The 13,684-nt window shown below is 57.2% G+C and carries 11 protein-coding genes; 1 reads left to right on the top strand and 10 read right to left on the bottom strand.

What is annotated here, in order from left to right; genetic code table 11:
* Positions 1-33 precede the first annotated feature (33 nt).
* The 9 genes from hemN to WCX49_RS10210 form a co-directional block, all read right to left on the bottom strand.
* Entirely contained in the window at positions 34-1,401 is a 1,368-nt protein-coding gene (hemN, locus tag WCX49_RS10170; protein WP_345984976.1) for an oxygen-independent coproporphyrinogen III oxidase, read from the bottom strand.
* Positions 1,402-1,487: 86 nt separating this feature from the next.
* Positions 1,488-4,634 (bottom strand): TonB-dependent receptor, encoded by a 3,147-nt coding sequence (locus WCX49_RS10175; RefSeq protein ID WP_345984977.1) that lies wholly within the window; start codon positions 4,632-4,634, stop codon positions 1,488-1,490.
* The gene (locus WCX49_RS10180; protein WP_345984978.1) at positions 4,631-5,782 is read right to left on the bottom strand and encodes a tetratricopeptide repeat protein; all 1,152 of its coding nucleotides are present in this window, start codon (positions 5,780-5,782) and stop codon (positions 4,631-4,633) included. The genes WCX49_RS10175 and WCX49_RS10180 overlap by 4 nt, the downstream gene beginning before the upstream one ends.
* Before the next feature lie 12 nt (positions 5,783-5,794).
* A complete protein-coding gene (locus WCX49_RS10185; protein ID WP_345984979.1) occupies positions 5,795-6,433 on the bottom strand; it encodes an energy transducer TonB in 639 nt (212 codons plus the stop codon).
* Position 6,434: 1 nt separating this feature from the next.
* Positions 6,435-6,839 (bottom strand): biopolymer transporter ExbD, encoded by a 405-nt coding sequence (locus WCX49_RS10190; RefSeq protein WP_345984980.1) that lies wholly within the window; start codon positions 6,837-6,839, stop codon positions 6,435-6,437.
* Positions 6,840-7,454 carry a MotA/TolQ/ExbB proton channel family protein gene (locus WCX49_RS10195; protein ID WP_345984981.1) on the bottom strand — a complete coding sequence of 205 codons (615 nt, stop codon included), beginning with the start codon at positions 7,452-7,454 and terminating at the stop codon, positions 6,840-6,842.
* Positions 7,454-8,767 (bottom strand): MotA/TolQ/ExbB proton channel family protein, encoded by a 1,314-nt coding sequence (locus tag WCX49_RS10200; RefSeq protein ID WP_345984982.1) that lies wholly within the window; start codon positions 8,765-8,767, stop codon positions 7,454-7,456. Before WCX49_RS10200 ends, WCX49_RS10195 begins: the two co-directional genes overlap by 1 nt.
* The gene (locus WCX49_RS10205) at positions 8,767-9,531 is read right to left on the bottom strand and encodes a DUF3450 family protein (protein WP_345984983.1); all 765 of its coding nucleotides are present in this window, start codon (positions 9,529-9,531) and stop codon (positions 8,767-8,769) included. Before WCX49_RS10205 ends, WCX49_RS10200 begins: the two co-directional genes overlap by 1 nt.
* 161 nt (positions 9,532-9,692) lie before the next feature.
* A complete protein-coding gene (locus WCX49_RS10210; protein WP_345984984.1) occupies positions 9,693-11,894 on the bottom strand; it encodes a hypothetical protein in 2,202 nt (733 codons plus the stop codon).
* 182 nt (positions 11,895-12,076) lie between these two features.
* Between WCX49_RS10210 and WCX49_RS10215 the strand changes: the two genes are divergently transcribed.
* Positions 12,077-12,751 carry a response regulator transcription factor gene (locus tag WCX49_RS10215; protein WP_345984985.1) on the top strand — a complete coding sequence of 225 codons (675 nt, stop codon included), beginning with the start codon at positions 12,077-12,079 and terminating at the stop codon, positions 12,749-12,751.
* A gap of 144 nt (positions 12,752-12,895) precedes the next feature.
* Here the strand turns inward: WCX49_RS10215 and pstB are convergent, their stop codons facing one another.
* On the bottom strand, positions 12,896-13,681 hold the full coding sequence (pstB, locus tag WCX49_RS10220; RefSeq protein WP_345984986.1) for a phosphate ABC transporter ATP-binding protein PstB: 786 nt from the start codon (positions 13,679-13,681) through the stop codon (positions 12,896-12,898).
* Between the last annotated feature and the right edge of the window lie 3 nt (positions 13,682-13,684).

Raw genomic sequence — 13,684 nt, forward strand, 5'->3', positions numbered from 1 at the left:
CAATTCGTTTATATTTTTGATCATTAATACGAATCAGACAGTTTTCGAAAATGTCTTCTTGCTGCCGGCGTGTTTTTTCATGTAGGCGTCAAAGGCCATCGCGATGTTGCGGATCAGCAGCGTGCCTGTCGGGGAGCACTCGATCTTCTCCGGGGCGATCTCCAGCAGCTCCTCGTGGACCATCGGCTGCAGCTCTTCCAGTGCATCGGCGAAATACTCGTCGAACTTCACGCCGAACTTCGCTTCGAAGCGGGTGATGTCGAGCTTGAAGTTGCTCATCAGCTCCATGATGACGTGCTGGCGGATCAGGTCATCGGCACTGTGGGTAACCCCGCGCTCAAATGGCAATTGGCCCGCATCGATCGCCGCTTCGTAAGCGGCCATCTCCTTGAAGTTCTGCGCGTAGTAGTCGACGCCCTCGCCGATGGAGGTAAGGCCGACGCCGACGAGGTCCGCCCCGCCCTTGGTCGTATAGCCCTGGAAGTTGCGGTGCAGCTCCCCCTTCTCAATCGCCTTGAAGAGCTCATCCTCGGGTTTTGCGAAGTGGTCCATCCCGATCATACGGTAGCCGTTGTTTTCCATAAAATCGATCGTCTGCTGCATAATGGAGAGCTTCGCTTCCGGCTTGGGCAGGGTCGTCTCGTCGATCTTGCGCATCGTCTTTTTGAGCCACGGCACATGCGCGTAGTTGAAAACGGCGAAACGGTCGGGGTTCAGCGTCACGGCGAGCTTCAGCGTCTCCATGAAGGTCGCCAGTGTCTGGTGCGGCAGGCCGTAAATGAGGTCGACGTTGACACTGACCATGTTGTATTTGCGCGCCAGGTCCATCGCATTTTTCGTAATGTCGTAGGGCTGGACCCGGTGCACCGCTTCCTGGACCTTCTCGTTGAAGTCCTGGATCCCGAAGCTCACCCGGTTGAAGCCGGCGTCGCTCATCACCTTCATCTGCGCCTCGTCGATGTGGCGCGGGTCGATCTCGCAGCTCACCTCGGCATCGGCGGCGAAGTTCGGGAAGTGGGCCTTGATGGCCGTAATGATTTCGTCGAGCTGTGCGGCGCTGAAGAAGGTCGGCGTCCCGCCCCCGAAGTGCAGCTGGATCACCTCCCGCGACGTATCGAGGTGCTGCGCGAGGATATCCATCTCGCGCTTGAGGTAGTCGATGTAGCGGATCTTTTTATCCTCTTTGGAGGTGAAGACGACATTACAGCCGCAGAAATAGCATGCGTTGCGGCAGAAAGGGAGATGGAAATAGAGCGAAAGGGGGCGGTTCTTGTCCTGCCCTTTCAGCTTTTCGAGGTAGGTGTCGTAAGCAAAGTCGGTGCTGAATTCCAGTGCCGTCGGGTAGCTCGTGTAGCGCGGTCCCGGTCTGGAATATTTGGTGAATTTTGCGAAATCAAGCATGCTCTGTCCCATCAAGGAAAATTAAGATGCTATTATGCCCGCAAGGGGCTTGAGGGGGGATAAAGCAGCGGCTTTTGCCGCCGCCATCAGAAGGTTGCGCGTACCGAGAGTGAGTAGGAGCGGCCTGTTTTATACTTGAAGGTCGTCTGGCTTCCCTGCTCCCAGACCGTTTCGTCGTCGAGGAGGTTCTTGACTTTGAAAGTCAGGTCCAGCGTCGTATTGAGCGCATCGACCTCGAACTTCTCGATCCAGGTGAAATCGAGCAGGTGCGGCGGGATCTCGTAATCGTCCAGCCCGAGGATAACGTCGCCGTTTTTCAGTGCGACGCGCATCAGACGGCGGGCCATCTTGTTGTACGAGAGGTTGACCGAACGCGTGTTCGGGTCGTCGTAGGTGAGCGAGAGGTTGAGCACCTGCGGTGAAAGCCCCTGCAGACCGCGGTCCTGGGTCACGAACTTCGCTTGCTGTTCCGGCGTCAGCTCCACCTTGGAGTAGATATAGGTGTAGTTCCCGCCGAAACTGACGTCCTCAAGAGACGAATCGATGAAATCGAGGTGCTTGTTCCAGCTCAGCTCGATCCCCGCCAGCTCCGCCGCCTTGGAGTTGTCGAAGGAGAAGCGCGGCAGGGTACCCGTCGTGAAGGCGCGGGTATCCTCGATCGGGTTGTCCATGTGCTTGTAGAACAGCGCCGCCGTCAGGGCGTCCGTCTCGTTCATATAGTATTCGTAGCGCGCATCGATGCTCTGGATATCCGTCTCGATCAGGTCCGGGTTCCCCGCGACTTTCGCCAGGTAGAGCGGGTGCATGAACTCGGCATTGACGAACTCACGGAAGTCCGGGTAGATGAAGGTCTCCGAATAGGCCAGACGGAACTGGTTGCTGTCGTCGAGGCGGTAGGTCATCCCGAGGCTCGGGAGGACTTTGTTGAACTTCAGCGTGTTCGGCGTCAGGACGATGATGTTGTTATCGACCTGATACTGCTCCACCGTCTGGCGCAGATCCACGTAGCGTCCGCCGAAGGTGATATCCATCGCCTCCGTCGGTTTGATCATCCCTTTGACATAGTAGGCGTTGCGGTCGAGCTCCGCATTGTACTGGTCTCTGGGCAGTGAGGTCAGCGAGAAGTCCAGGTCCGAACCGTCGCCGTAGTTGATAATGCCGTTGATCGGACCGGAGCTGACACCGAGGTCTTTGATGTTACTCTGCATCTGCAGGTCGACCCGGCGCCCTTCACGCTCTTTATGCTCAGTGACGATCCCGGCTTCGAGGTAGTCCTCGTCGCTGAGCATCGGCACCTGGGTACGGTTCTTCGCATAGACGTTGTAAAGCTTGTCGTCCGTCGTACGGTGGCTGTAGCTCAGCATGCTGTCCGGACGTGCAAAGACGTACGGCTGCGTCGAGAAGTACTGTTTGTAGTTGTAATAGACATCGTTGGGAACGTATTCGCTCGCCTGGGCAAGCTCCGCGCCGAAATCGAAACGGTTGTCGACCCACAGCTTGTAGTCAAGGCCGCCGCTGAGCTGATCGATGTTGAGCTCGCGCTCCTGCCATTCGAAATAGTACTGGTGCTCTTTGGAGTTGTTCTCGCCGAACGTCCCGTTGACGTCACGGGTCTGGTCGAGCGTATTGAGCACGAAGAGTTTCGTATACTGCAGATCCAGGTTGCGGAACTGGTACCCCAGGCTGATAATCCCGCCGTGCTGGATCGTCGTCTGCAGCATGTCGTTCGTCGCGGTGTTGTCCGGCGTCGGCGTCTGTACCCCGTCACGGGAGACGAGGTAGTCGTAAGATGTGTAGGTACGCAGGCTGGATTCGCCCTTGTAGCCGTAGGAGGCCAGCAGGCTCAGCTCGTGCTCGTCGGCGATCGTATACTGTTTGCCGAACTCGACCTGCACTTCGCCGCCGTAAGGCACCGTCGTCGACTGCGCGTTGACGTCACGGCGCTGCAGCATGGAGCGCAGCTCCGCGTCCGTATAGTTGAGTGTCGGCGGTGTCGATCCTACCGTCGGCAGGGATGCACTGTTGAACCCGCCCGGGAAAGGGCGGAAACTGTGGTCATAGCCCGTCCAGTCAGAGGAAGCACCCTCATACGTGGTCGCATCCTTCCCGGCGCTGTCATGGGCATTGATCCCCAGCTTGATGCTGGCATGGTCCTCATCGACGTTCGACTTGGTCCGCACGTTGACGTAGCCGCCGCCGAACGCACCGGTGATGTCCGGGGTGAAGGTCTTCTGGACCTGCAGGCTCCCGATGACCATGCTGGGGAACATGTCCAGCGGGACCGTCCGTTTGATCGGGTTCGGTGAGGGCAGCGACATCCCGTTGAGCTCGGTGTTCGAGTAACGGTCACCCAGACCGCGGACATAGATGTACTTGCCGCCGATAATCGTAATCCCCGGGACACGTTTCAGGGCGCTCGCCGCGTTGGAGTCCCCCTGCTTCGACATCTGCGCGGAACCGATCACGTTCGCGATCGTCTCGCTGTTGCGGACCTCCGCCATGACGGCCGCGATACTCCCCTCGACCTGCGGCGCCAGGACGACGAACTCTTCGAGTTCCATCGCCGCCGGGCTCAGCTCGACCGTACGGCTGACCATCTCTTTGGGCAGGACCGTCACTTTGATGTTCTGCGAAGAGTAGCTGGTGTGGATGATTGAGAGCGTCTGGTTCCCCTCCGGCAGGTCGATCACGATATGACCGGCCGCATCCGAAACGGCGTTGACCTTCACGCCCGGCACGAAGACACGGGCACCCGCAACCGGTTTCTCATCTTCGCCGGAGAGCAGTGTCAGCGCCACCGTACCGTTGACGCGCGCGACACTCTTCTTGGTGTCCGCTTCCGTGGCCAGGTCGGCCGGGGCTTCGACGTCCGCGAAGGAGAGCGTATTGTCCGTCTTGAGCGACAGGATGATCTGGGTCTGTTTGCCCGGCGCGATCACGAAGTTCTTTTTGACGAAGGCCTGGGGCGTCCCGTTGTCCGTCGCCAGCAGCTGGAGCTGGTAGCGCCCTTCGGGCATTGCCGTGGTCAGGTAGCCCTGCGCATCCGTCATCCATTCGGCGCCGAACATCTCCGATGCCGCAGCCCCGTTTTCCGTATCGGAAGGCAGTTCGAGGATAACGACCTGCTGTTCCGGCAGCGGTTTGCCGTCTTTGAGCACGTAGAGTGAAAGCTCTCCGCCCGCGGCGAAGAGGCTCATGGTCAGCCAGGTTACCAAAAAAAGTATACGCATCATTGCTGGCACTCCCAGATATTGTTTTTGCATTTTTCCATCTTCTTGCGCAGTTCGACCGCCTTGGAAAAGAGATCCGGCTGCGTCAGGGTCTCGAGCAGCGCTTCGGTCTGTTCGAATTCACCCTCCATATAGTAGGCGTATGCGAGCGCGTAACGCATGCTCTCCTCTTCCATCAGGCCGCTGCGCGCCATCGCCTGGCGGGTCACGATGATACGCTCATAGTCGCCGTACTCCAGGAAGATCGCGATCCGCTGCTTGTACTTCTCTTTCGTATCGAGCATCTGCGTGTTTTTGAGCAGCGCCATAACGTAATCACGCGCACGGCGGTACATCTCCGCCGATTCGTTGGTGTACTTCCCGTCCTCGATGGAGGCTTCGTTGAAAAGCTCCGCCGCGGCACCGATCATCTCCTTGTCAAGGTAGAGGTGCGCAAGCATCACCGTCACCTTCGCACTGCTCGGGTAGCGCAGGTTCGCCGTTTCGGCGAGTTCGATCGCCTTGTCCGTCTGGCCGCTCTGGCGCAGGGCGTTGATGAAGTTGATCAGGATCGTCTCGTTCGCCTTGGCATTGGCCAGATAGATCTGCGCATCTTCCAGCGCCGCCTGGTAAAGCCCCAGGGAGACGAGGTAGTAAAAGCGCTGCTTGTAGGCGTCCCAGTACTCCGGGAAACGGCTGTTCACATCGCGCAGCACCGCCATCGCCCTGTCTTTGTCGCCTTCACGCCAATAACACTCCGCCTTGAGACCGAAGAGTTTCGGGTTCTGGGCCATAAGGTCGGGGACCTTGTCCAGCGCCGCGATACACCCTTTGTACTCTTTGAGCTTGAAACTGTTCTGGGCGATATAGAGGTAGAGCGGTTTGGACGCGTTCGTATCCTCGTTCAGCTCGATGGACTTGTAGAAATCCGCATTGGCCTCTTTATAGAGGCTCTGCTTCGTTTCCACCAGACCCTTGAGCATGTAGTAGCGCGGCAGGTCGGTCTCGGTATCGTTGAGATCGACCATATTCAGGGCATCGCCGGCACGTTCAACGTGACCGTCGCGCAGCATCATCGCCCCCAGTTCGACATAATCGACATCATCGGTTTTGGCAGCCAGTGAGACGGAGAGAGCCCCGACCAATGCCATAACAATCAGTATCTGTTTCATCGGTTCTCCTCCTTAATTGAGGTCGAAGCGGATCTTCTGCTTCGCCCATACTTTGACCGGTTCGCCCTGGTACTGCGCCGGTTTGAACTCCCAGCTCTTGACGGCGGCGACGGCAACATCATCAAAGGTGTCGGCCGGGTCGCTCTCGAGCACCTTGACCTTCTCGACACGCCCCTGCTTGTTGATCAGCAGGTTCATCAGCACGTAGCCCGTGATTCCCATCTTGCGCGCCTTCTTCGGATACTCGATCGGCGTGCGGCGGGAGGGCTGCGGCGCCTGGTCGACCGTATCGTCGGTCATGACCATATCCTTGCCGACATCGCCGAGCAGCGCATCGTCGCTGAGCAGGTCATCCGCCTGGAACGCTTCGAGGCCCGTATCGAGGCCGGAGAGCTGTGAGCTCAGATCCGGTGCCGGGGCGGCGCGCTTGGGCTTCACCTTTTTCGGTTTCGGCTTCGGCTTCGGTTTGGGCTTCGGTTTCGGTTTGGCAACTTTTTGCATATCGAACTGCGCCGAGGCCATCTTCTTCTTCGGCGGTTCCGTCGCCCCCTCGTTGTTCATCTCGATCACGACGATAAAGACGAAAAAGAGACCGAAGACGCTCCACAGCAGTGCGAGCGCATGCTTTTTCAGCGGGGAAGCGGTACGCACCTTAACCGACCTCTTTTTTCGTGGCGACCGCGACGTCTTTGGCACCGGAGAGGCGGCACTGGTCGACGACTTCGATCAGTTTTTCCACGGCGATCGTGTCATCGGTCACGACGAGCACGGACTTCTCCGTAGAGGTGCGCAGCATATCCCGCAGTTTGCTCTGGAGCGCCCAGACTTTGATGGGCTGGTTGTCGATATACGCCTGTGCCTGGTTGTCGAGGTAGACCTTGATCACCTTGCTTGATGCCCGTGAAGCCGACGAGGCCCCCGGACGTTCAAGGTCGAGCTTCATGTCTTTGACAAAGGTCGTACTGACCATGAAAAAGATCAGCAGAATGAATACCATGTCGATCAGCGGCGAGATATCGACGGCCTGATCCAGCTCTTTTTTCTGTCTAAAACGCATTTATTTTCCTTCTTCTTCGGAACAGACGATGTCTTTGATCTGTTCCAGTTCGAGTTCCATGATCTTCGAGCGGCGGTCGATCAGACGGCCGATGACCAGGCCCGGTACGGCGACGACGAGCCCCAGCTGCGTCGTAAAGAGCGCCTGCGAAATACCGGCGGCGATCCCGCCGCCCTGGCTGTAAAGCGTCATGCTGCCGAGCGAATCGAAGGTCTCGATCATCCCGGCAACCGTACCCAGAAGCCCGATCAGCGGGGCGACCATGACGATCGTATTGACCGTCTTGCGGTATTTTTTCAGCTCCTGGCGGTAGGGGTAGAACGCGTCCTCGATCAGTTCGCGTCCGACCGTACCGCGGTAGCCCTCATTAGTGATCTTGAGCGCATCGACGACGGCGCCGTCAATGAGCCCGCGGGGGATTTCGCGCTTGCCCGAATCGAATTTACGGATCAGAACGCGGACGCTTTTTTCCGATCCGCGCTTGATGGCGTGGAAACGGTAGCCCAGCGCATACCACAGGACGATGACCAGGACGAACAGCGGCCACATGACAAAGCCGCCGCTCTGCATGTAGACATCGAACTGGCCGAAAAGGTTTTGAAGTGCCGGTTGCATTACTTCAGCTTGTTATACTCGTTGATCAGGTGCAGCGCAGACTGCTCCATACCGTCTTTGATACGCTCCGCCCAGCCGTTGAGCATATTGCCCAGCAGCAGCAGCGGGATCGCCACGATCAGACCCAGCTCCGTGGTAACGAGCGCGATCGAGATACCGCCGGAGAGCAGTTTCGGATCACCCGTACCGAACTCGGTGATGATGTCGAAGGTTGCGATCATCCCGGTAACCGTACCCAGAAGACCCAGCAGCGGTGCGACGGCGGCGACGACCATGATGGCCGAGCCGTAACGGTCGAGGCGTTCGCTTTCGTGCATGATGGCTTCGGCGACGATATCCTCGATATGCTCGCGGTCGCGGTCAAGGTTACGGACCGTCGCCTTCATGACGCGGGCTGCTGCCCCTTTGCGGCTTTTTAGGAATTCCAGTGTCGCTTCAACCCCTTTGGATTTGAGCTCGACCAGTGTCTCTTTGGCGACCGGCAGCGTTTTGGACGCGGCGCCGCTGAGGAAGAAGCTGCGCAGGACGACGAGCAGGAACGCAAAGAGGCCCATGACCACGATGACCCAGCCGATGACGCCGCCGGACTCGATGACATCCATCAGTCCTTTTTCCGTTTTGTCCTCAACCTCTTTGGAGACGTTCTCATAGACGAAGATCTCAAGCGATGCCGGTGTCTCTCCCTGGGCCAGTGCCGCCGCTGTCGCTGCAGATGCCGGGGCATCCCACAGTTTCAGCTTGTCGCCGCCTGCCGGTACCAGGACGCCGGATGCGCCTTCGGCAACGCCGTAAGTCGCGATGTTACCGACCATGACAAGCTTGCCTTTCTGCTCCGTACCGTCTTTGAGGTAGAAGCTCCCCTCGGTCACGCGGACAGATGAGAGTTCACGGCCGAGTGTCAGCGTCGATGCAAAAAGCTGCTGCAGGGTCGTCGGGTAATCTTCTTTGTCGATCGCCAGCTTGATGCCGTACGGGGCGAGGGAGGATTGTCCCTGCAGTGCCACGGACTCAAGCAGTGCCGTATCGTCGCTGATGCTCTCCGCATTCTGCTGGGAGCGGAAAAGCTGCTCGGCCAGACGGTCGGAGCTCTGTGTTTTGACCAGAACCTCGTTCTGCAGTGACGCGATCTCATTTTTCGCGGACGCGATACGGGCCGCATCCTCTTTTTTCACCTGTGAAAGGCGCTTCTGGAGCATCTCTTTCTGGGCTTTAAGGAACGCGAACTCTTTGGCATAGGCGCGCTGCAGTTCTGTTTCTGTCGCGGCGGAGAGGGAAAGTACCGCCATCATCAGGATAAGGACAATACGTTTCATTATTTCACCTCCGTCGTCGCAATGGCATTCGGCAGGGTAAAGTAGCCGGTGCGGATCTGTTTTTGCATCGCGTCAAACAGCGCGATGATCTGCTCTTGTTCGGTCTTGCTGACGGACTCTTTATAGAACCAGCCGTTGGCGTCTTTGGCCGCATAGCCGACACGGTCGTCCGGTGTTCTGAAGAACATCATGATGCTGCCCAGACGCGCGATCTCTGCCAGGCGGTCTTCACCGTCGAGCTTGATCGTCTGCTTGAACAGGGCGTTCTCCTTGCTCATACGCACTTCATCCGCGTAGCTGTTCCAGACCTGGGCCAGTGCCTTCTGCGGCGTGATAAGCCCTTCGTTCATCTGTGTCTCGATCCGCGTAACATCGTCGAGGCGCTCTGCCGTTTTGAAAGGAATCTCGGAAGCGATCTGCGCTTTGAGGTCGGCGATGGCGGCAACGACAACGGGTTTGATCCCTTCGCTGTTCTTGCTTGCCGCCGTGATCTGCTTGCGGACCTTCTCGATCTCCTGCTCGATCTGCTTGATCTTCAGGTTTTCGCGCCCGATCGTTGCGTCGAGTTCATTCTTTTCGATGACGAGCGAACGCATTGTCGCTTTCGTGTCATCTTTTTCTTCCTGAATCTGCGTGTTCAGTTGTTCGACTTCTGCACGCAGCTTCATCAAGGAAGCCGCCATGTTTTCTTCGGTGCTTGCTGCGAGTGTTGACGCTGCGATCAGCGAACCGGCCAGCCAGAGTTTTATCGTATTCGGTACCATACATACCCCACATAAAAAAGATAGGCGAAGGGTACAGAGTTTGCGTTACGTCATCGTCACCGTTAGGTAACATTACGGAAACATTTTGAGATAAATGGGAGGGAAAAAGGGGAAGAAAGGGGCCGGGAAACCCCTGCAGGGGCTCCCGGAGGGCTCAAAGGTTACTTTGCAGTAACATCTTTGAAGCTGATAGTCGCTTTTTGTAATGTTGAGAAGAGCTTCTTCGTATGGAAGGCTGCATCCGTGTCGGTGAGTCTGCTGATCAGACCGTTGACGAATGCCGGAGCCGTCGTATCGTCTTTGATGTAGATACCGCCTTCGTCGCTTCCGTTGACCTTGTTGATGGAGAAGTTGGAGATCTTCGCCATGGTCATCGGAGTGTCACCGCCACTGGAGATTTCGAAACCAGCATGAGCAATCTCTTTCTGCTGGACAAAGATGTTCGTTGCATGACCGCTGTAACCGTAGTCAAGGTCAAAGCTGTCATCCTGGCAGTTGATCATCGCCAGGTTGCTGACGTCTACCGTACCGCCCCAGATCTCGATACAGTCATCGGAAGAGTTGATGACCGTGACATCGTCGACAATAGTGCCCGCACCGACACCTGCCAGTGAAAGACCGTTGATCTCGAGGTCTGTTGCGACCGTGTAACCGGAGTTCATGATGTAAACGTTGCGCAGGATACCGCTGTTGTCGTTCGCATCACCTGCACCCGCTACCGCGTTACCGAATGCGAAATCTGCATCCGTCTCGTCAACCTCGTAGAACGGGCTGGCGTGGTTTGTCGGTGCCGCACCCAGAACGGTCAGACCGCCCCACTGGCCGACGTCTCCTGCCGCCGGGCTGAGCAGTGCCGTCTTGGAAGTAAAGATGATCGGATCGGCTTTCGTACCGTCGGCGATGATCTTGGAACCCTGTGTGATGACGATGTAGTTCGCACCGGCGTCACCGAAGACAACCGTACCCGCTTCGACTGTCAGCGTTGCACCGTTCTTGACTTTAACCAGGCCCTGAACGTCCCACTGCTTGTCCGCCGTCAGCGTCGTGTCAACCGTGATGTCGCCGGTCAGAGCCATGACGTTCGCCGCATCGTATGCCGGAGCCGGCACTGCACTGTAAGTAGAATCGTTGGCTGTATAACGCGTCTCGATGTCCGCTGCACCGGCACCGTCGTAGAGCGTTTCCGCACGTACGGTTACATCGTTAAATGCGATGACCGCTTTCTGTGTCGCCGAGAAGAGTTTCTTCGTATGGAAAGCCGCGTCCGTTGCACCGAGCGTGCTGATCAGGCCGTTGACGAATGCCGGAGCCGTTGTATCGTCTTTGATGTAGATACCGCCCTCGTCGCTTCCGTTGACCTTGTTGATGGAGAAGTTGGAGATCTTCGCCGTCGTCATCGGAGTGTCACCGCCACTGGAGATCTCGAAACCAGCATGAGCAATCTCTTTCTGCTGGACGAAGATGTTCGTCGCGTGACCGCTGTAACCGTAGTCAAGGTCGAAGCTGTCGTCCTGGCAGTTGATCATCGCCAGGTTGCTCACGTCAACCGTACCGCCCCAGATCTCGATACAGTCGTCAGAGGAGTTGATAACCGTAACATCGTCGATCAGTGTACCTGCACCGACACCTGCCAGTGAAAGACCGTTGATCTCGAGGTCTGTTGCGACCGTGTAACCGGAGTTCATGATGTAAACGTTGCGCAGGATACCGCTGTTGTCGTTCGCATCACCTGCACCCGCTACCGCGTTACCGAATGCGAAATCCGCATCCGTCTCGTCAACCTCGTAGAACGGGCTGGCGTGGTTTGTCGGTGCCGCACCCAGAACGGTCAGACCGCCCCACTGGCCGACGTCAGCCGTTGAAGGATCCTGCAGTGCAGCCTTGGAAGTAAAGATAATCGGATCGGCTTTTGTACCGTCTGCGATGATCTTGGAACCCTGTGTGATGACGATGTAGTTCGCACCGGCGTCACCGAAGACAACCGTACCCGGCTCAACCGTCAGCGTCGCGCCGTTTTTAACTTTGACCAGGCCCTGAACGTCCCACTGCTTGTCCGCCGTCAGCGTCGTGTCAACCGTGATGTCGCCGGTCAGTACGCTGATGTTCGCAGCATCGTATGCCGGAGCCGGTACTGCACTGTAAGTAGAATCGTTCGCTGTGTAACGTGCCTCGATGTCCGCCGCGCCCGCACCATCGTAAAGAAGCGTGCTTGTTGTCGTCGTATTCGTATCTGTTGTCGTGTTCGTATCGGTGTTGACAGTGGTTCCTGTACTGCCGCCGCCGCCGCCGCAGCCTGAGAAAGTCAGAAGAATGGCTGTCGCAGCGCTCAGGGCGATTGCGGATGTGTTTTGTGAAAGGGCCATAAATGTTCTCCGTATGTAAAAGATGGCGGAAGTGTAAAATTGTTTTGTTACAGCCCCTGCACAGCAAGATCACTGAATGATTACATTGTTTTGGTGGGGGAGTATTGTTTATGTAACCGAAACGTAATGTCCTTTTAATAAGGTTCCGTGCTATAAACATTAATTTGCACAAGGTACAAGCTATGAAAGCTACGATTGCCATCGTTGAAGACGATACTGATCTTCTTGAGCTCCTGGAATACAGACTGGGCAAAGAGGGCTTCGACGTTGTCGGTTTCACCAATACGAAAAATGTCAAGCAGGTCCTGACCGAAGAGCCGGTCGACCTGATCCTCATGGACCGTAACCTTCCCGATGTCGAGGGAAGCGAATATATCGCGATGCTGCGCTACCAGGGGCTGAAAACCCCGGTGATCTTCCTCTCGGCCAAAGACGGCAGTGCCCAGGTGCAGGAGGGGTTTCTCCGGGGCGGCGACGACTACATCACCAAGCCATTTGAAATCGATGAGCTGATCCTGCGGATCAAAGCGGTCCTGCGCCGCACCCGCGGCGAGGAAGAGGAGCAGATCGTCACCTACCGCGACATCGAGCTGCACCTGCATTCGCGCGAAGCCTTCATCGCCGGCATGCCCGTCGAACTGACCAAACTGGAGTTCAACCTGCTGCGTACCTTTATCGAGAACCGCACCACCGTGCTGCGGCGCGACTACCTTCTCAAAAGCGTCTGGGGGAAAAGCGACAGCTACCAGGGGCGCACGGTCAACGTCGCCATCAACCGCCTCAAAGAGAAGATCGACCCGGACAAAAGCAAAGACTACATCAAAACCGTCCGCGGCATCGGCTACATGATCCGCTAACCGGTGCGCCCGCACCGTAGACAACAGCAATAAAATCAAAAAATATATTTTAGAAAAGAAGTTAAACGAAAGAAAGCGCAGTTCAACTGCGCGCGCCCTGGAAGAAGTACCCGCGGGGTGTGAGCTCTCTGCTGAAGAAGATGATCAGCCGAACTTGCCGCTGATGTACTCCTGGGTCAGTTTTTCCGCCGGGGTGACGAACATCTCGTCGGTCTTGTTCAGCTCAATCAGCTCGCCCAGGTACATGAAGCCCGTATAGTCGCTGACCCGGGCCGCCTGCTGCATGTTGTGCGTGACGATGATGATCGTGACGCGGTCGCGCAGCTCCATGACGAGCTTCTCGATCCCCTGGGTGGAGATGGGGTCGAGCGCCGAGGTCGGTTCGTCGAAGAGCAGGACGTCCGGCTCGACGGCGATGGCACGGGCGATACAGAGGCGCTGCTGCTGGCCGCCGGAGAGACCATTCGCATCGTGCTTGAGGCGGTCCTTGACCTCGTCCCAGATCGCGGCGTCGCGCAGCGCCTTCTCGACGCGGTCGGCGAGCTCCGTCTTGTTTTTGAGTCCCTGCAGGCGCATGCCGTAGGCGATGTTGTCGAAGATGCTCATCGGGAACGCCGTCGGTTTCTGGAAGATCATCCCGATCTTGATGCGCAGGTTGATCAGGTCCTCTTTGCTCTCGACGATATTGCGCCCTTCGAACATGATCTTGCCGTCATACTGGTTCCCCGGGTAGAGGTCGTGCATGCGGTTGAACGAGCGCAGCAGGGTCGTCTTCCCGCAGCCCGAAGGCCCGATCAGGGCCGTCACCGCGTTTTTCGCGATCGGCATGGAGATGTTTTTGAGGTTCGGTGACGTGGCACCGGCATAGGTAAAACTGAAATTGTTGACTTCGATCGCCTTCTCGGACGGAATGTCGATTACGGTCGCCATAGG

This window comes from Sulfurimonas sp. HSL-1656, assembly GCF_039645585.1.
Taxonomy (GTDB): Bacteria; Campylobacterota; Campylobacteria; order Campylobacterales; family Sulfurimonadaceae; genus Thiomicrolovo; species Thiomicrolovo subterrani.